At 63.4% G+C, this 18,055-nt stretch carries 19 protein-coding genes; 15 read left to right on the top strand and 4 right to left on the bottom strand.

Features of this window, described 5'->3' with window-relative positions; all coding sequences use genetic code 11:
• Window positions 1-48: 48 nt before the first annotated feature.
• From AFE_RS01995 to AFE_RS02025, 7 genes are read left to right on the top strand one after another with little or no spacing between them, the layout of a single operon-like run.
• Window positions 49-1,986 carry an aconitate hydratase gene (locus tag AFE_RS01995; protein WP_012536129.1) on the top strand — a complete coding sequence of 646 codons (1,938 nt, stop codon included), beginning with the start codon at window positions 49-51 and terminating at the stop codon, window positions 1,984-1,986.
• A 2-nt stretch (window positions 1,987-1,988) separates the two neighbouring features.
• A complete protein-coding gene (icd, locus tag AFE_RS02000) occupies window positions 1,989-3,275 on the top strand; it encodes an NADP-dependent isocitrate dehydrogenase (RefSeq protein WP_012606555.1) in 1,287 nt (428 codons plus the stop codon).
• A gap of 9 nt (window positions 3,276-3,284) precedes the next feature.
• A complete protein-coding gene (gene sucC / locus AFE_RS02005; protein ID WP_009564695.1) occupies window positions 3,285-4,448 on the top strand; it encodes an ADP-forming succinate--CoA ligase subunit beta in 1,164 nt (387 codons plus the stop codon).
• 1 nt (window position 4,449) lies between these two features.
• Window positions 4,450-4,794, top strand: a complete 345-nt coding sequence (locus AFE_RS02010) for a hypothetical protein (RefSeq protein ID WP_009564696.1) — start codon at window positions 4,450-4,452, stop codon at window positions 4,792-4,794.
• Window positions 4,791-5,663, top strand: coding sequence for a succinate--CoA ligase subunit alpha (gene sucD, locus AFE_RS02015; RefSeq protein WP_012536131.1), 873 nt, complete (start codon window positions 4,791-4,793; stop codon window positions 5,661-5,663). The genes AFE_RS02010 and sucD overlap by 4 nt, the downstream gene beginning before the upstream one ends.
• Entirely contained in the window at window positions 5,663-7,312 is a 1,650-nt protein-coding gene (locus AFE_RS02020) for an NAD+ synthase (RefSeq protein WP_012536132.1), read from the top strand. Before sucD ends, AFE_RS02020 begins: the two co-directional genes overlap by 1 nt.
• Window positions 7,309-7,647 carry a P-II family nitrogen regulator gene (locus tag AFE_RS02025; RefSeq protein WP_009566205.1) on the top strand — a complete coding sequence of 113 codons (339 nt, stop codon included), beginning with the start codon at window positions 7,309-7,311 and terminating at the stop codon, window positions 7,645-7,647. The genes AFE_RS02020 and AFE_RS02025 overlap by 4 nt, the downstream gene beginning before the upstream one ends.
• Window positions 7,648-7,680: 33 nt before the next feature.
• Here AFE_RS02025 and AFE_RS02030 read toward each other — a convergent pair whose 3' ends face one another.
• A complete protein-coding gene (locus tag AFE_RS02030) occupies window positions 7,681-8,436 on the bottom strand; it encodes an outer membrane protein assembly factor BamD (protein WP_009566207.1) in 756 nt (251 codons plus the stop codon).
• Between the two features lie 28 nt (window positions 8,437-8,464).
• Between AFE_RS02030 and rluD the strand changes: the two genes are divergently transcribed.
• From rluD to def, 8 genes are read left to right on the top strand one after another with little or no spacing between them, the layout of a single operon-like run.
• On the top strand, window positions 8,465-9,424 hold the full coding sequence (gene rluD, locus AFE_RS02035; RefSeq protein ID WP_012606556.1) for a 23S rRNA pseudouridine(1911/1915/1917) synthase RluD: 960 nt from the start codon (window positions 8,465-8,467) through the stop codon (window positions 9,422-9,424).
• Window positions 9,414-10,166, top strand: coding sequence for a peptidoglycan editing factor PgeF (pgeF, locus tag AFE_RS02040; protein ID WP_012536135.1), 753 nt, complete (start codon window positions 9,414-9,416; stop codon window positions 10,164-10,166). Before rluD ends, pgeF begins: the two co-directional genes overlap by 11 nt.
• A gap of 1 nt (window position 10,167) precedes the next feature.
• Complete coding sequence (locus AFE_RS02045) at window positions 10,168-10,716, top strand: 1,2-dihydroxy-3-keto-5-methylthiopentene dioxygenase (protein ID WP_009566209.1); 549 nt, start codon at window positions 10,168-10,170, stop codon at window positions 10,714-10,716.
• Window positions 10,713-11,885, top strand: coding sequence for a RuBisCO large subunit C-terminal-like domain-containing protein (locus AFE_RS02050; protein ID WP_012536136.1), 1,173 nt, complete (start codon window positions 10,713-10,715; stop codon window positions 11,883-11,885). The genes AFE_RS02045 and AFE_RS02050 overlap by 4 nt, the downstream gene beginning before the upstream one ends.
• Window positions 11,885-12,538 (top strand): HAD-IB family phosphatase, encoded by a 654-nt coding sequence (locus tag AFE_RS02055; RefSeq protein ID WP_009566261.1) that lies wholly within the window; start codon window positions 11,885-11,887, stop codon window positions 12,536-12,538. The genes AFE_RS02050 and AFE_RS02055 overlap by 1 nt, the downstream gene beginning before the upstream one ends.
• Complete coding sequence (gene mtnB / locus AFE_RS02060; protein WP_012536138.1) at window positions 12,528-13,148, top strand: methylthioribulose 1-phosphate dehydratase; 621 nt, start codon at window positions 12,528-12,530, stop codon at window positions 13,146-13,148. Before AFE_RS02055 ends, mtnB begins: the two co-directional genes overlap by 11 nt.
• Before the next feature lies 1 nt (window position 13,149).
• Window positions 13,150-13,671 (top strand): glycine cleavage system protein R, encoded by a 522-nt coding sequence (locus AFE_RS02065; RefSeq protein WP_009566264.1) that lies wholly within the window; start codon window positions 13,150-13,152, stop codon window positions 13,669-13,671.
• Complete coding sequence (def, locus tag AFE_RS02070) at window positions 13,671-14,174, top strand: peptide deformylase (protein WP_009566266.1); 504 nt, start codon at window positions 13,671-13,673, stop codon at window positions 14,172-14,174. Before AFE_RS02065 ends, def begins: the two co-directional genes overlap by 1 nt.
• Before the next feature lie 73 nt (window positions 14,175-14,247).
• On the opposite strand, the gene AFE_RS02075 is transcribed toward def, so the two are convergent.
• From AFE_RS02075 to rfbD, 3 genes are all read right to left on the bottom strand, one after another.
• Complete coding sequence (locus AFE_RS02075) at window positions 14,248-15,834, bottom strand: APC family permease (RefSeq protein WP_012536139.1); 1,587 nt, start codon at window positions 15,832-15,834, stop codon at window positions 14,248-14,250.
• Between the two features lie 163 nt (window positions 15,835-15,997).
• Window positions 15,998-17,137 (bottom strand): dTDP-glucose 4,6-dehydratase, encoded by a 1,140-nt coding sequence (gene rfbB, locus AFE_RS02080; protein ID WP_009566268.1) that lies wholly within the window; start codon window positions 17,135-17,137, stop codon window positions 15,998-16,000.
• 19 nt (window positions 17,138-17,156) lie between these two features.
• A complete protein-coding gene (gene rfbD / locus AFE_RS02085) occupies window positions 17,157-18,026 on the bottom strand; it encodes a dTDP-4-dehydrorhamnose reductase (protein WP_012536140.1) in 870 nt (289 codons plus the stop codon).
• Between the last annotated feature and the right edge of the window lie 29 nt (window positions 18,027-18,055).

The raw sequence follows: 18,055 nt of genomic DNA on the forward strand, positions 1-18,055 counted from the left end.
GGCACCCGTTATTCCCGACCGATTTCCCGCAGATCAGGAGAGCAGTTCATGGCCATGAATGTCACCCAAAAAATACTTGCCGCCCATTTGGTCAGTGGCACGCTGGAAGCGGGGAGCCCTATCGCTATCCGTATCGACCAGACCCTGACCCAGGACGCCACGGGGACCATGGCCTATCTGCAATTCGAGGCCCTCGGCCTGCCGCGCGTGCGCACGGAACTCTCGGTGTCCTATGTGGACCACAACATGCTCCAGTCGGGCTTCGAGAACGCCGACGATCATCGTTTTCTGCAAAGCTTTGCCGCGAAATATGGCGTGCATTTCTCGCGTCCCGGCAACGGCATCTGCCATCAGGTGCATCTGGAACGCTTTTCCCGGCCGGGCGGCACCCTGCTGGGCTCCGACTCCCACACGCCGACTTCCGGCGGAGCGGGCATGCTGGCCATTGGTGCGGGCGGTCTCGACATCGCCCTGGCCATGGGCGGGTTGCCTTTCAACCTCAATATGCCGCAGGTGGTCGGGGTCAAGCTGACCGGCCGCTTGCAACCTTTCGTGAGCGCCAAGGACATCATCCTCGAAGTGCTGCGCCACAAGACGGTGAAGGGCGGTGTCGGCAAGGTGTTCGAGTATTTCGGGCCGGGTGTCGCCCACCTCAGTGTGCCGGAGCGGGCGACCATCACCAACATGGGTGCCGAATTGGGCGCCACCACCAGCGTCTTCCCCAGCGACGCCGTGACCCGCCGTTATCTGGCGGCGCAGGGGCGCGATGCCTTCTGGTCGGAGTGGGTGGCGGATGCCGACGCCGACTATGACGAGGTGCTGGAAATCGATCTCGACCAGTTGGAGCCCCTCATCGCCTGTCCGCACAGCCCCGACAACGTCCGGAAAGTGCGCGAGGTGGCGGGCACGCCCGTGGCGCAGGTGGCCATCGGATCCTGCACCAACTCGTCCTATACGGATTTGATGACCGTGGCGAGCATGCTCAAGGGCAAGGTCGTAGCTGACGGCGTCAGCCTGGGGGTGTCGCCTGGCTCCCGTCAGGTGATGGAAATGGTGACCAGGGACGGCGGCCTGCTGGACTTCATCGGGGCCGGGTCGCGCATTCTGGAATCGGCCTGTGGGCCTTGTATCGGCATGGGCTTCGCGCCGCCCACGGAAGGCGTCTCGGTGCGTTCCTTCAACCGCAATTTCTACGGGCGTTCCGGTACCAAGAATGCGGCGGTGTATCTGGCGAGCCCGGAAACCTGTGCCGCCTGCGCCCTGACCGGGGTGATCACCGATCCCCGCGACCTGGGGCTGGCGCCCATTCATGTGCCGGTGCCGGAGCGCTTTCTGGTCGATGACCGGATGGTGCTCGCCCCCGCCGCCGAAGGCAGCCCGGTGGACATCATCCGTGGCCCCAACATCGCCAAACTCCCTACCGGGCAGGCCGCTCCGGCAAGCCTGCAGGGCGAGGTGCTGATTCGTCTGGAAGACGACATCACCACCGACCACATCATGCCGGCCGGAGCCAAGGTGCTGCCGCTGCGCTCCAATCTGCCGGCCATTTCGGAGTTTGTCTTTCATATGGTGGATGAGACCTTCCCGGCCCGCGCCAAGGCGGCCGGGGGCGGCTTTATCGTGGCGGGTCACAATTACGGGCAGGGTTCCAGCCGGGAGCATGCGGCGCTGGCGCCCCGCTATCTGGGCGTGCGCGCGGTGCTGGTCAAGTCCTTTGCGCGCATTCACCTGGCCAATCTCGTCAACTTCGGCATTTTGCCCCTGACTTTCGTGGACGCGGCGGATTATGCCAAGGTGCAGGCGGGGGATCGGCTCAGCCTGGAACTCGGTGGGCTGGCGCTGAACAAGGCACTGACCCTGCGCGACGAAACCGGGGGGTTCGAGATTTCCGTGATGCCGCAGTTGGCGAGCGCCCGAGACCTGGAGTTGATTCTGAAGGGCGGCGCCTTGTCCTGGGCGCGTGAACAATTGGAGAAAGTATCGTGACCATGGCGCATGTTCAGATTCCGGCTCAGGGGAAGCCCATCACCCAGGTGGACGGGGTGCTGCGGGTGCCCGATCAACCGATTATTCCCTTCATCGAGGGTGATGGGATCGGCTGCGATGTCACGCCGGCCATGCGTGGGGTGGTGGATGCCGCGGTGCAGGCCGCTTATGGCGGCCAGCGGCGGATCGCCTGGATGGAGCTTTTTGCCGGGCAGAAGGCGGTGACGCTCTACGGTGCGGGGCAGTATCTTCCCGAAGAAACCATGGCCGCTATCCGCGAGTATAAGATCGCCATCAAGGGGCCGCTGGAAACCCCGGTGGGTGGCGGAATCCGCAGCCTCAATGTGGCGCTGCGCCAGGATCTGGACCTTTACGTCTGCCTGCGGCCGGTGCGTTATTTTGCGGGTACGCCCAGCCCCATGTGCCATCCGGAAAAGGTCGACATGGTCATCTTCCGGGAAAACGCCGAGGACATTTACGCGGGTATCGAGTGGCCGGCGGGCAGTCCGGAAGCCGAAAAAATCATCCGCTTTTTGCAGGAAGAGATGGGGGTCGGCAAAATCCGCTTCCCCGCCAGTTCCGCCATCGGCATCAAGCCGGTGTCGGTGGAGGGTTCGGAGCGTCTGGTGCGCCGCGCCATCCAGTATGCGCTGGAACATGGCAAACCTTCGGTGAGTCTGGTGCACAAGGGCAATATCATGAAGTTCACCGAGGGCGGCTTCCGCGACTGGGGCTACGCCCTGGCCGAGCGGGAGTTCGCCGGACGGGTCTTCACCTGGCGGCAGAAAGCGGCGATTAGCCGGGCGGAGGGCAAGGCGGCGGCGCAGCAGGCCGAGCAGCGGGCCGTCGCCGATGGCAAGCTGATCATCAAGGATGTCATCGCCGACAACTTCCTGCAGCAGATTCTGTTGCGGCCGGAAGATTATTCCGTGGTGGCCACGCTCAACCTCAACGGCGACTATATTTCCGATGCGCTGGCGGCGGAGGTGGGCGGCATCGGCATGGCGCCGGGGGCGAACCTCTCCGATACCCATGCGATTTTTGAGGCCACCCACGGCACGGCGCCGGACATCGCCGGGCAGGGCAGGGCCAATCCCAGTTCGCTGATCTTGTCGGCGGTGATGATGCTGGAGCATCTGGGTTGGGGTGAGGCGGCGACGCGCATCATGGCGGCCGTGAACGCGGCCATCGCCGGCGGCGAAGTGACCGGTGATCTGGCGGCGTTGCGCGGTGACGTGCCTGCCCTCGGTACCGCGGAGTTCAGTGCGGCGCTGATGCGTCGTTTGTGAGGAAACATCATGAATTTGCATGAGTATCAGGCCAAGCGCCTGCTCGCCGAGGAAGGGGTGCCGGTGCCTCGCGCCATTCCCGCCTTCTCGGTACGGGAGGCCGTCAATCAGGCCCGTGAACTGGGTGGTCCGGCCTGGGTCGTCAAAGCACAGGTGCATGCCGGTGGACGCGGCAAGGCCGGTGGCGTGCGGATGGTGGACAGCATTGCCCAGGTGGAAAAGGCGGCGCAGGAGTTGCTGGGCAAACCGCTGGTCACGGCGCAGACCGGTCCGCAGGGGCAGCACGTAGCGGCTTTGCTGATCGAGGAGCCCAGTCGCATCGCCCGCGAGCTTTATCTGGCCTTGATGGTGGACCGGGGGCAGGCGCGGATCACCTTTCTGGCGACCCGTGAAGGCGGTGTGGACATCGAGGAGCTGGCGGCCTCCCGGCCCGAGGCCCTGCACCGGGTCGTGGTCGAGCCCAGTACGGGTTTTCTGCCTTTTCAGGCGCGCCAGCTCGGTTTCCAGTTCGGACTGGACGCCGGCCAGGTGCAGCAACTCACGCGCATCATGCAGGGCATGTATCGCCTGGCGCAACGGCTCGATGCCCTGATGGTGGAAATCAATCCCCTCGCCATCACCGCCGAAGGCAGGCTGCTGGCCCTGGATGCCAAGGTGGTGATGGACGACAACGCCCTGTACCGCCACCCCGAGTCTGATGAACTTTTTGACTCCACCCAGCAGGACGGGCGCGAGATTACGGCGCGGCAGTTCGGACTGAATTACATCTCCCTGGAAGGCAATATCGGCTGCATGGTCAACGGGGCCGGGCTGGCCATGGCGACCATGGACCTGATCAAGCTGCACGGCGGCGAGCCCGCCAACTTTCTGGATGTGGGCGGGGGCGCGGCCGCGGACAAGGTCAACCAGGCCTTCAAACTCATCCTCTCGGACACCCGGGTGAAGGCCATACTGGTCAATATCTTCGGGGGCATCACCCGCTGTGATCTGCTGGCGGAGGGCATCATCCAGGCGGCGGCGGAGGTGGGTCTTCACCTGCCGGTGGTGGTGCGTCTGGAGGGCACCCGGAAGGAGGAGGGCATGGCGTTGTTGCGCGAGAGCGGACTGTCCCTGATCACCGCCGATGGTCTCACCGACGCGGCGATGAAGGCCGTGGCGGCGGCCCAAGGCTGACGTGTCCATCAATATCTTCTGGTTGCAGCGTCTGTGGCCGGTGCTGCGCAATTCCGGCCCGCTGATTTCGCGTCTGGCCGACGCCTATGTGAAGCGCGGCGCGGATCAGAAAAGCGCCGAGGTGATGGCGGAAATGGCCGTGCTGCTCGATCAGATCCTCGACGAGCGGCTCAAGTCCGTGGCGCAGGCGGGCGATGTGCAGGCACTGCAGCAGGATCTGGCGGCCTTGCGGTCCGAGGTCGCCAAAATTCATCCGGCGCCCCGGCGCAATCCCTATGTGCTTCTCCTGCTTCTGGGAGAGGTGTTGATCGTTGTTCTTCTTATCGTGATTCTGGTGCGTCTATGAGCATATTGCTGTCCCGCGACACCCGTGTGATTTGCCAGGGCTTTACCGGCAAGCAGGGGACATTTCACTCGCAGCAGGCCGTGGCTTACGGCACTCGCATGGTGGGCGGCGTGACCCCCGGCAAGGGCGGCAGCCGCCATCTCGATCTGCCGGTGTTTGATACGGTGGCTGACGCCGTGCAGGACACCGGGGCCGAGGCCAGTGTGATCTATGTACCCTCACCCTTTGCCGCTGACGCCATTATCGAGGCGGCTGCCGCCGGTATCCAGCTCATCGTCTGCATCACCGAAGGCATTCCGGTGCATGACATGCTGATGGTCAAGCATTATCTGGCAGGCACGGCGGTACGGCTCATCGGTCCTAACTGCCCGGGGATCATCACGCCCGGACAGTCCAAGATCGGAATCATGCCCGGTGCCATTCACCAGCCCGGACGGGTAGGCATTGTCTCCCGCTCCGGCACCCTCACCTATGAAGCGGTGGAACAGACCACCCGTTTGGGTTTGGGACAGAGTACCTGCGTGGGTATCGGCGGCGATCCGCTGATCGGTATGAGCTTCATCGAGGTCTTGGCGCTTTTTGAGGCGGACCCGCAGACCGAGGTGATCGTCATGGTGGGCGAGATCGGCGGACGCATGGAGGAAGACGCGGCGGGCTTCATCCAGGCGCATGTCCGTAAGCCGGTGGTGGCTTTCGTTGCCGGCTCCACGGCACCCAGGGGCAAGCGCATGGGCCACGCGGGGGCGATCATCGATGGCGGTGCAGGAACGGCGGCGGCCAAATATGCGGTACTGGAAGCGGCGGGCGTCCATTGTGTGCATTCCCCCGCCGATTTGGGCACCCGGGCCGCCGAGGTACTGGGGCGCTGATGCGTATCGCCCTGGCGCAGGTCAACTGCCGGGTCGGCGATGTGGCGGGCAACGCCGATCGTCTGCTGGCCGCCGCCGCCGAGGCGCAGGCGGCTGGCGCCGATCTGCTGCTGACGCCGGAGCTGGCGCTCAGTGGTTACCCTCCCGAAGATCTGCTCCTGCGTAGCGACTTCCTGCAGGACTGCGATGCCGCCATGCAGCGTCTCGCGGCGGCAGCGCCCCTGCCCATGCTGGTGGGCCACCCCCGGCGGGTGCAGGAGCAGCTCTACAACAGCGCCGGTCTGCTGCGTGGGGGTCGTGCCGAGGCCTTTTACCACAAGCATTGTTTGCCGAATTACGCGGTATTCGATGAGGTGCGCTATTTCACGCCGGGGGCGCAGTCGCTGGTGTTCACCTGTGCCGGGATCCGCTGCGGCGTGGCCATCTGCGAAGATGTCTGGTGCGGGCCGGGAGTGGCGCAGGCGGCCCAGGCGCAGGGTGCCGAGTTGCTGCTGGTGCTCAACGCCTCGCCCTATCATCTGAACAAGCAGCGCGTCCGCGAGGATGAGGTGGGCGCCCTGGCGGCCCGCTGTCATCTGCCCATCGTCTATGTGAACCTGGTGGGGGGGCAGGATGAACTGGTCTTCGATGGTCAGTCCTTCGCCGCCGACCGGAACGGGCTGCTGGCCCTGCGCGCCGCCCGCTGCGCCGAAGCGCTGGTGCTGCTGGATGTGGACCGGGATGACGCCGGCATCCGTCTGCAGGCGGACCGGCCATTGCAACCGGTGCCCGACGAGAGCGCGGAAGTCTACGATGTGCTGCGTCTGGGTGTACACGATTATGTGGAAAAAAACGGCTTTCCCGGCGCGGTGCTGGGCCTGTCCGGCGGGGTGGACTCGGCGCTGACCCTGGCGGTGGCGGTGGACGCCCTCGGGGCGGAGCGGGTTCACGCCTTGATCATGCCCTCCCGCTATACGGCGGAGATGAGCATCGCGGACGCCGTGGCCGAGGCCCGGAGCCTGGGGGTGCGCACCGACATCGTCTCCATCGAGGGGCTGTTCCATAGTTATCTGGAGACATTGGCGCCTCTGTTCGCCGGGCGTGCGGCCGACACCACGGAGGAGAATCTGCAGGCGCGCATCCGCGCCGCGTTGCTCATGGCCTATTCCAACAAGTTCGGCCATCTGCTGCTGACCACGGGCAACAAGAGCGAAATCGCCGTCGGCTACGCAACCCTGTATGGTGACATGGCCGGCGGTTTTGCGGTCATCAAGGATTGCCCCAAGACGCTGGTCTATCGCCTCGCCCGCTATCGCAACAGCCTGGGTCCGGTGATCCCGGAGCGGGTGCTGACCCGGCCACCGTCGGCGGAACTGGCGCCGGACCAGCGTGATCAGGACAGTCTGCCGCCTTATGAGGTGCTGGATGCCATCATCGCCGCCTACGTGGAAGAAGACCATAGTGCCGTGGACCTCATCGCCGCCGGTTTTCCGGCGGAAACGGTGATGCGGGTGCTGCGCCTCATCGACCGCGCTGAATATAAACGGCGTCAGGCTGCGCCCGGGGTGCGGATCAGCGCCCGCGCATTCGGCAAGGATCGGCGTTATCCTATCACCAATGGCTACCATTCCTGGGAAGCTGTGTTGTCTGCGCGAGGAGTTGTGCTATGAAGAAGATTGAGGCGATCATCAAGCCGTTCAAACTGGATGATGTGCGCGAGGCCCTTCAGGAGTTGGGGCTGGCCGGCATGACGGTTACCGAGGTCAAGGGTTTCGGCCGTCAGAAGGGGCATACGGAGCTTTATCGCGGCGCCGAGTATGTGGTGGACTTCCTGCCCAAGCTCAAGCTGGAGGTGGTGGTCAGCGACGAGATGGCGGATCGCGCCATCGAAGCCATCGAACAGGCAGCGCGGACCGGCAAGATCGGTGACGGCAAGATTTTCGTGGGTTCGGTGGAGCGGGTGATCCGCATCCGTACCGGAGAAGAGGGCGACGAGGCTGTCTGACCAGGGCGAGGGCGGCAATCGCCCCCAACTGGGTCACCCGGGCTTGGCGCTGCTGCCGAGACCGGCAAGATACTTGCTTCCGGGGTAGTTGTAGGCAAGCACCGCGACGGTGGTCTGCGCCAGTTGCGGCAGGTCCAGGTGCCGGTAGTCCCGTGTCAGATAGTAGAGCGCCTCTTCCCGTGCGGTGCTCAACTGGTAGCGGGTGATCACTGTATTGCAGCGGTTTGCCGAGGCGACATAGGCGTGACGCACATAATAGAACTTGCAGATATCCAGATTGCGCTGGCCAAGGATGTTGATGATCTTGGCCATGCGCAGGCGGGCGTCGGCGGCGTAAACGCTGTGCGGCCAGCGTTTGGCCAGCGTGTCGAGGGTGCTGAAGGCCTCCTCGGCGGGCCGGGGATTTTCCTGCGCGCCCTGAATGGCCTGATAATAGGCGATGCCTTTCAGATACCACGCGTAATCCACATAGGGATTGGCCGGGTGCAGCTTGATGAAGCGTTCGGCCGCTGCCGCTGCCGCCTCGGAATCTCCGCGCTGGTAATAACTATAGGCCGTATCCAGTTGCGCCTGTTCAGCGTAGGGGCCGTAGGGGTAGCGGGTCTCCAGATCTTCAAAAAGCTTGATGGCGGCGGCGTAGTCGCCGCGATCCATGGCGTGTTTGGCGGGCTGAAACAGCGCCCGGGCGGATTCGTGGCTGACGGCAGAGTTGTCAGGGTTGTTCGGAGTGCTGGCGCAACCGGCGATCAGGGCGGCACAGCATAGGGACATCAGTATGCGTTTGCTCATGAAGGACAATAGTCTATAGTGGCGAGCCATGAGCGACGATAGTACGGGACTTCCCATGATTTTGCCAGAGGAGCAGGCCGGCGAGCGCCTCGACACGGTGTTGAGCCAGTTGCTGCCGGAAACCAGCCGCAGTCGTATCCAGGCCCTGCTGCGCGATGGCCGGATTCTGGTGGATGGCACGCCCGAAAAGCCCAGTGCGCGGGTGCGCGGCGGTGAGCAGGTGATGGTCGACTGGCCGCAGATCGAACCCAGCAACTGGCTGGCCGAGGGCCTGCCCCTGCATATTCTGCACGAAGACGCGGATATTCTTGTTTTGCACAAGCCGGCGGGGCAGCTTACCCACCCCGGCGCCGGTCATGCCGACGGCACGCTGGTCAACGGCGTGCTGGCCCATGTGCCGGAGAACGCCTATCTGCCCCGCGGCGGAATCGTCCATCGGCTGGACAAGGACACGACCGGTCTGCTGGTGGTGGCAAAAACGGAAATGGCGCGGCAGTCGCTGATCGATCAGCTCGGTGACCATACCATGCACCGCGAGTATCTCGCGCTGGTGACGGGAGCGATGACGGGAGGTGGCCGGGTGGACGCGCCCATCGGCCGGCACGCTCAGGATCGTCTGCGGATGACGGTGCGTGATGACGGCCGACCGGCGCAGACCGACTATCGGCTGGTGGAGCGCTTCCCCCGTCACAGCTATCTGCGCCTGCGCCTGGCGACGGGCCGCACCCATCAGATTCGTGTGCATATGACGCATATCGGCCACCCGCTGGTGGGCGACCCGGTCTATGGAGGGCGGATGACGGTGCCGAAAGGACTGGATGAGGCTGGGCTGGCCCGCTGGCGGCAGTTCCGTCGCCAGGCGTTGCATGCCTGGCGCCTGCGTCTTTACCATCCCGCAAGCGGAGAACTGATGACCTGGGAAAGCCCGCTGCCCGACGACATGACCGAATTGCTGGCGCTGCTGCGCCATGCGCGTGATGGTGACTGACGAGGCCGGTTATTGGGTGCCGGACTGGCCCGCGCCCCAGGGGGTGCGCGGCGCCGTCACTCTGCGCGGTGGCGGAGTCAGCCGGGGAGCCTACGCCTCCTTCAATCTTGGTGATCATGTGGGCGATGCACCGGAGGCGGTGGCAGGGAATCGGGAACGGCTGCGGGCCGTGCTGAAATTGCCCGGGGAGCCCTGCTGGCTGCGGCAGGTGCATGGCACGGAGGTCGCCACCCTGTCAGCGGCGCCAGCCAGTATCCCGGAGGCGGATGGCGCGGTCACCGGCACGCCGGGTGTGGTGCTGGCGGTGCTCACGGCCGATTGCCTGCCGGTCCTGGCCTGCAGCCGGGATGGCCGGCAGGTCGGCGTTTTTCACGCCGGCTGGCGGGGGCTGCTGGCGGGTATCCTGGAACGCGGCGTGGCTGCCATGCAGGTGGCACCGGAGGAGATTCTGATATACTTGGGACCGGCCATCGGGCCCGAGCATTTCGAGGTCGGTCCGGAAGTCCGGGCGGCTTTTCTGGCGGCGGACGCCGGAGCGGCAGGGGCCTTTCGCCGCGGGCCCGGCGATCGTTGGCTGGCAAATATTTATGAACTGGCGCGGCGGCGTTTACGGGGAGCCGGTGTACGGGCCATTTTTGGCGGTGATCAGTGTACGGTGGCGGACCCCGCGCGTTATTTTTCTTATCGGCGCGATGGCGTTACCGGGCGCATGGCTTCTCTGATCTGGAAGGAGGGCGGTTAGCATGGCGGCTTTGCAATATGCGGAAACGGTGCAGCGGATCACGGATACGGCGCGGATCGCCGCCACGCTGGCGCCCCTGGGCGTTACCTTGCAGGCGATTCCGGTGACCGGGGCGGGGGTCGCGGCGCTGCTGACCGAGCTGCAACCCGATCCGGAGGCACAGGCGGCGTTGCTGACGGCCCTGGATGACGTCTTCCGGCGTTTGCAGCGGGAGAGGGGCTATCAGGAGCGGGATCTGGTGGTGTTGTATCCCGGGCATCCGCAGTTGGCGGAGCTCACCGCCCGTTTCCATCGCGTGCATACCCATGACGATGAAGAGGTGCGCTATATCGTGGACGGGGAAGGCGTTTTCGGCTTCGTTCTGGAAGACGGCGCGCAAGTCGAGCTGACCGTGCATGCAGGGGATTATGTCCATATCCCGGCGGGGGTGGAGCACTGGTTTCGTCTCACGGATGCGCAACGGATCAAGGCGGTGCGCTACTTCAGCGCGCGCGGCGGCTGGACACCGCATTATACCGATCGCGCCATGCGGTCTTTCCCCAACCCATGACGGCGTTCATTGAGGTCGATTACCGGTTTCCCGCCGGGGTGGACGCCCGCTCACAGGCGCAGGCCATCGCCATCGGTCAGACGGCCGGAAGCTGGGATGCACACTTTCAGCACCGGGAGGCGCAGTTGCGCGGCCATCTGGGGAAGGTGGCCGCCATTACCGAACTGGCGGACGGGTGCCATCAGGCCACGGTGCGCTTCCCCGCCGCCAATGTGGATGGCCGCCTCGGCAGCCTGCTCACCATGATTTTCGGCAAATATTCCCTGGCGGGTCCTGCCAAGGTGACGGCAATCCGTTTGCCGGAGCACTTCGGACGCTTGCCGCGCTTCGGGCTGGAGGGCATCCGCGCACGATTGGGGGTGCAGGAACGGCCCTTGGTCATGGCCATTTTCAAGCCGGCGTTGGGGCTGACGGCTGGGGACCACGCCGAAATTCTGGCAAAGGTTGCCGTTGCCGGGCTGGATATCATCAAGGATGACGAAATCCTCCCGGACCTGCCGATGGCGGCGGCCCTGGCGCGCTGGGAGGCTTGTGCACCGGTGATCGAGGCGCGGCGGGATCAGACGGGCCGTGATCTGCTCTACGCGGTGAATCTCTCGGGGGATGCACGCCAGGTGCAAACACTCGCGCTGCAACTGGTGGCCGCCGGCGCCAATGCGCTGCTCCTGAACGTGCTGGCATATGGTTTCCCGGTACTGGAGGCGCTGGTCGCCGATCCGGACATCGACGTGCCGATCTTCGCCCATCCGTCTCTGGCGGGTGCCTGGTGCGGCGCGCCGGATTACGGGTTTTCCTATGGGGCTCTGCTCGGTACGTTGATGGCCTATGGGGGGGCCGATGCGGTGCTCTATCCGGCGCAGTACGGCAGCCTGCCCTTCGCCGCGGCGGACGAATGGGCCATCGTCGAAGCGCTGCGGGCGCGGGGCGTAGCACCGGTGCCTTCATCGGGCGTGCATCCCGGCATGGTCGGGCGCATCCTCGACGACTATGGCGCGGAGGTCATTCTCAATGCGGGGACCGGGATCATGGACCATCCCCAGGGCCCCGCCAGCGGCGTGCTGGCCTTTCGCGAAGCCATCGAGCGCTGGCAGAACGCAGCACCCCGCGCTCTGGAAGATCTGCCCGCGGGGCCCTTGCGGGCAGCGGTGGAAAAATGGGGGCAGGGTTGATGCAACGAGCCATTTTTTGCGACTTCGACGGCACCATCGCCCGGAGCGAAGTTTTCGTGGCGCTCATGCGTCATTTTGCGCCGCAGGCCGCGGCCCGGATACTGCCGGAAATCTACGCGCAGCGTCTGACCCTGCGTGACGGTTTGCCGCAGGTGCTGGGCACCATCCCTTCGTGGCGCTGGCCGGAACTGGAGGATTTCGTGCGGGATACGGAGATCCGTCCGGGACTCGACGGGCTGCTGGCTCATGCCAACCAGGCCAATATTCCTTTTATCGTCGTCACCGGCGGCTTCAGGCGCATGGCCGAGATCGTCCTCGCCCCTTACCGCCAGGAAATTTACGCCATTCATGGCCTCGAGGCGGATACCACGGGCGAATGGCTGCGGGTGTCCTCCCCCTGGCAGGATGATCACGAACTGGTGGCCAAGGCCGCCGTGGTCGCACACTACCATCCCCGGGACGCCGTCTGTATCGGGGATTCCATCACCGATCTGCGGGTCGCCCGGCAGTGTCCTCTGGTCTGTGCGCGGGACCGTCTCGCCGAATATCTGCGCGCCGAGGGGAGAGATTTCCTGCCTTTCGATGATTTCGGGGACGTGAGCGCCGCCCTCGAGCAACGCGGCTGGTGGCGGGAGCCTGCCCATGCAGGATGATCCGCGCACCCATCTCGCTGCGGCGGCCCGCGATTTTTATGCGCGGGGCTGGATGCTGGGCACCGCTGGCAACCTGTCGGCACGCAGCGATACCGATACCTTCTGGATCACCGCCAGCGGCCGCCCCAAGGATCGGTTGGCCGCCGGAGATTTCGTTCTGGTGGATCGGCAGGGTCAGGTGGTGCAGGCCCCACCGGGACGCCAGCCTTCGGCCGAAGCCGCCATCCATGAGACGATCTACCGGCATGTGCCCGACGCCCGGGTCATATTTCACGTCCACTCCATCGAGGCCAATCTCTGCGGACACTTCGCGCGGCAGGGCCGGTTGCGTCTGCCGCCGCTGGAAATGCTCAAAGGTCTGGGCGTGCCCGATGCCGAGCCGCAGGTGGACCTGCCGGTCTTCGCCAATCATCTGAACGTCGCGCGGATTGCCGAAGATATGGACAGGGAGTTTACCGGGGCACTGCCCCGTGTCCCCGGCGCGCTGATTCACCTCCATGGAGTGACGGCCTGGGGCCCGGACTTTCTGGCGGCCAGACACCATCTTGAATTGCTGGAATACTGTTTTCGTTATCTCGTGCAGGCGAAAATCCTCGCCATAGGAGTCTAGGATGAGTCAAGCCCTTCTTACGGTCATCGGCGAAGATCGCCCCGGTATCGTCGCCGCGGTCACCCAGGCCCTGTTCACCGCGGACTGCTCCATCGGCGACGCCTCGATGATGCGTCTCGGCGGTTACTTCACCATCATGCAGATCATCGAATACCCGCGTGATCTGGGCTCCGTGGAAATGGCGCTGGACCCGGCCATCAAACGCCTCAATCTGCGCGTACATCTGGACCCCATCTCCAGTGTCGCGCCGACTGCGGATATGCCGAATACCCGGGTCACGGTCTACGGGGCCGATCATCCGGGCATCGTCGCGGGTGTCACCGGAGCGCTGGCGGCTATCGGGTTCAATGTGATCGACCTGGAAAGCGAGAGCACCGGTAGCCCCGAGCGGCCTCTCTATGTGATGGTCATTCAGGGCTACGCCCCGGAGGGTACGGAAAGCGTCCGCAAGGTCGTAGCGCCGTTGCGCGAAAAGGAAGGGGTGGAAATCGGTGTGCATCCCATCGAGTCGGCGGTGTTTTGATGGCCGTACTTCCGATTCTGACTTATCCGGACTCCCGGCTTCAGCGCAAGGCCGATCCGGTCAGCGTATTCGACGACGATCTGCATCACTTTATCGATGATCTGACGGAGACCATGTATGCCGGCCCAGGGGGAGTGGGTATTGCGGCGCCGCAGGTGGACCGCGCGCAACGTATCGTGATCGTCGATGTGCGCCCTAAACTGGGAGACGACTGCCATGGGCTCATGGTGCTGATCAATCCGGAACTGGCGGCGTGGGAGGGCATGGTGGTGGGCCGGGAAGGCTGCATGTCGGTGCCGGATTTCACGGGCAATGTCATTCGCGCGGAACGCATACAGGTGCAGGCCCAGGATGTCCTGGGACGGGAGCGGAGTTACGAGTGCGAAGGCTTCGAGGCCAGAGCGGTCCAGCATGAAATGGATCATCTCGACGGCCTTCTGTTTCTCGACCGGCTGGTCTCACGGAAGGTCGATCTGTTCCGGCGCAAAAATTACAGGAAGTAGACGGGCAACCACGCTACCTTTTGCGCTGCTCGTGCCGGAACACCCGCCGGGAATGGTGGTGTTTCGTGCGAAGCTACAGTTCCACTCCTTCTTTGTTCATGACCGAGAAATACTCGGATATCTGGCTGTCGGGCACCGTCACCTTCAACGCCCAGACCATGGAGATGAGCGCCAGCACTGCAACGGCCGCCATGGACCCGTAAAAGGGAATGACTCCCTGGCCCCCCAATACCTTGGGTCCAAACCAGGAAAGCACCCAGAGCCCCAAAAAATAAGGGAATATCCAGGTGATATGCTTGAACCCCAAGGGAGTGCCATCACGGCTGCCGCGAATCCTGTATACGATGCCATATAGGATCAGGATGGCGAACAGCGTGCCGAAGATGTAAGTCAGCGCCTTGAAACCGCCCCAGTAGGCCACGAGTGAAGAAAGGATAAACGCAATGGGCGCGATGATCTGCGCGCCCCACAAGCGGAAAGGTCTTTCCAGCTCAGGCATGGAACGGCGCAATTGCAGTAGGACGATAGGTCCGATACCGTAGGTGATCACCGAGATGGTAGTGATAAAACCCACTAGTTTCTGCCAGGAAGGAAAGGGTAGGAAGTAGATGCACCCGATCACATAGGCGACGATGATCCCCACCCAGGGTACCCCCCCTTCGGTGATCCGGGTAAAGAAGCTGGGGCCTGCCCCGACTTCGCCATTGGCGACCACGGCGCGGGCCGCAGATGTGGCATATACCAGAGCGGTGCCTCCCGGAGAGATCAACGCGTCGGCATAAATCAGGACAGCCAGCCAGCCTATTCCCAAAAGAGAGGCAATGGCGGCAAAAGGACCAAATACCCCGGAAAAACTCAGTTTGGTCCAGCCTTGGGTCAGTTGTGACGGGGGCACGCTGACCAAAAAGGCCCATTGCAGACCGACGTAAATGATCGCCCCGATCACGATGGCACCAATTACCGCCAGAGGGATATGTTTGCCAGGTTCGCGGCTTTCACCACCCAGTTCGATCGCCTGTCGAAAACCCAGGTAGCTGAAGACAATGCCCGATGATGCGACGGCAACGAACATGCCATGCACGTTTTCATGCCAGTGAAGGACATGCAAATTTTCGGGATGATAGGAGAATGCGACAAGGACGATCATGGTAAGGACGGGCACGGCCAGTTTCCACCAGCCCAGTCCGGTAAAAATGTTGGCTATCCGGCGAATACCTAAAAAATTGAGCAGGAACATGAACCCCAGAAGCACTACGGAGCTGATGAGTCCCGGACCGCTCAGCAGGCCGGTGTCGCCTGCCAGCAGTCCGGGAATATAATTGTTGGCATAGGTCAGTACGGCGACCACTTCCACTGGAGCAATAGCGATATAGAACATAAACAATAGCCATGCCCAGATCTTACCGAGCAGATTGCCATGTACTACGTTGGCAATATGTGTCGCGGCACCTGCCTTTGGAAATAAAGGTCCGACCTCGGCATAAGTCAGGCCGAGAAACAAAATGGTGATGGCGCCAATCAGCCATGAATAAATACTGAGGGGTCCGGCCACCTGCGCTGCAGCCAGCGGACCAAATAGCCAGCCGGAACCGATGATTCCTCCCAGACTGGCGAAAATGAGCCCTGAAAATCCTACCTCTCTCTTTAGCTTCCCGGCCATGATCGATTGCCTCTTTGAAAGGTTTTTTCTGCACCAATACGGTGCTCTTTCAGCACAAAATGGGGTGCCATGCCAAACGCCTTCCAAATGAAGGATTCCATGAGTTCATTTTTTGCATACGTCCCGGGGCAAGGTAGAGGCCATAAGGCAGGAACCTTGGCGGCTACGCTTTCAGTGCCCCGTACTGCACATCCAGCCATTCCCGATAACTCCCATCCATGATTTTCTGCCACCACTGCGGATGCTCCAGATACCAGCGGATGGTCTGACGGATGCCGGTGGGGAAGTCTACGGCAGGTTTGAATCCAAGCTCACGGGTGATTTTGGTGGCGTCGATGGCGTAGCGGCGGTCATGGCCGGGCCGGTCACGGACATGCTGGATGAGATCGGCACTTTTCCGCCCCTGCGCCGCCGCCGAATGGGGAAAGGCTTGCAGCCATCGCGGATCTTCGGCGAAGAGTTCGTCCATGATTTCGCCGATGAGCCGCACGATGTCGATGTTGGCCCACTCGTTGCAGCCGCCGATGTTATAACTTTCCCCTTCCCGTCCCTGTTCCAGGATCGTCGCGATACCCCGGCAATGGTCTTCCACATAGAGCCAGTCACGGATCTGCCGGCCATCGCCATAGATCGGCAGGGGCTTGTTGTGAAGGATGTTGACGATGATGAGGGGAATCAGTTTCTCGGGAAAGTGATAGGGCCCGTAGTTGTTGGAGCAGTTGCTGGTGGTGGTGCTGAGCCCGTAGGTGTGCCGATAGGCGCGGACCAGATGGTCCGCTCCTGCCTTGCTGGCGGCGTAGGGGGAGTTGGGGGCGTAAGGAGTCTCTTCGTGAAAGGCGGGATCCTGCGGGCCGAGGGTGCCGTATACCTCATCGGTGGAAATATGGTGAAAGCGGTGGGGTATCCATCCCTGCGGCCCGTCCAGCCAGACCGCCCTGGCGATGCGCAACAGATTGTGGGTACCGAGGATGTTGGTCTGGATGAATGCGTCGGGATCGTGGATGGAGCGGTCCACATGGCTCTCGGCGGCGAAGTGGACGATGACGTTGAGGTGATGGTCGGTCATGACCCGCTCTACCAGCAGGGCATCATTGATGTCGCCCTGTACGAAGCGGAAACCACTGTGCTGTTCCAGCCCTTCCAGATTATGACGGTTGCCGGCGTAGGTGAGGGCGTCCAGGGCGATGAGCGTGGCGCGGGGATGTTGCTGCAGCCAGTAGTGGCAGAAGTTGGCGCCGATGAAGCCGGCGGCTCCGGTCACCAGCAGGCGTTTTTCGACGATGGAGTCAGTGGTAACGGACATTGGGCGTTCCTTGAAAGGGTCAGATGACTTCGGGCTCGGTCAGCATCCGGCGCAACGCTGTGCGCCAATGGGGCGCAGCGCCCAGCGCGGTGTAACTGGCGGTTTTGTCCAGTATGGCACAGGCGGGACGGCGGGCGGGGGTGGGGTAGGCACTGGTGGGGATCATTTCGATGGGAATGGCGCGGTGCAATCGCCCGGCGGCCACTGCTTCTTCCTGGATGGCCACGGCAAAATCATACCAGGACGCCACCCCGGCATCGGTCCAGTGCTGAATACCGGTAAAGCCGGGGTGATCCAGGGTACTCCAGATGGCGCGGGCGAGGCCCGCCGCCCAGGTCGGGGTGCCGATCTGGTCTCCCACCACCCGCAACACGTCCCGCTCGGCCATGAGACGCAGCATGGTTTTGACGAAGTTGCTGCCGTGGGCGCTATAGACCCAGGCGGTACGCAGGATGAGTGCGGTATCACCGAGAATGGCCTGTACCTGCCGCTCACCGTCGGCCTTGCTGGCACCATAAACGCCAAGGGGCGCCAGGGGCGCCTCCGGCGGGTACGGCGTGGCCTGGGCACCATCAAAGACAAAATCGGTAGAAAGGTGGATCAGGCGGGCGCCGCAGGCCTGGGCGGCCAGGGCGCAGTGGGCCGCCCCATCGCGGTTCACGGCATAAGCGCGTGCGGATTCCGACTCGGCGCGGTCCACGGCGGTGTAAGCGGCGGCATTGATGATGGCGTCAGGTCGGAAGGATTCCGCCATCCCGAGAACCTGGGCGGCATCCAGAATGTCGAGATCCGGGCGTCCCAGCGCGCGCAGTTCCACCGACGCAGGTCGGCTGCGTTGCAGTTCCCAGCCAACCTGACCCTGAGCGCCGAGCAGCAGTACACGATACATGTCAGTTTCTCCGGGCTTGCATCGCCCAC

This window comes from Acidithiobacillus ferrooxidans ATCC 23270 (assembly GCF_000021485.1).
In the GTDB taxonomy this organism is placed as follows: domain Bacteria; phylum Pseudomonadota; class Gammaproteobacteria; order Acidithiobacillales; family Acidithiobacillaceae; genus Acidithiobacillus; species Acidithiobacillus ferrooxidans.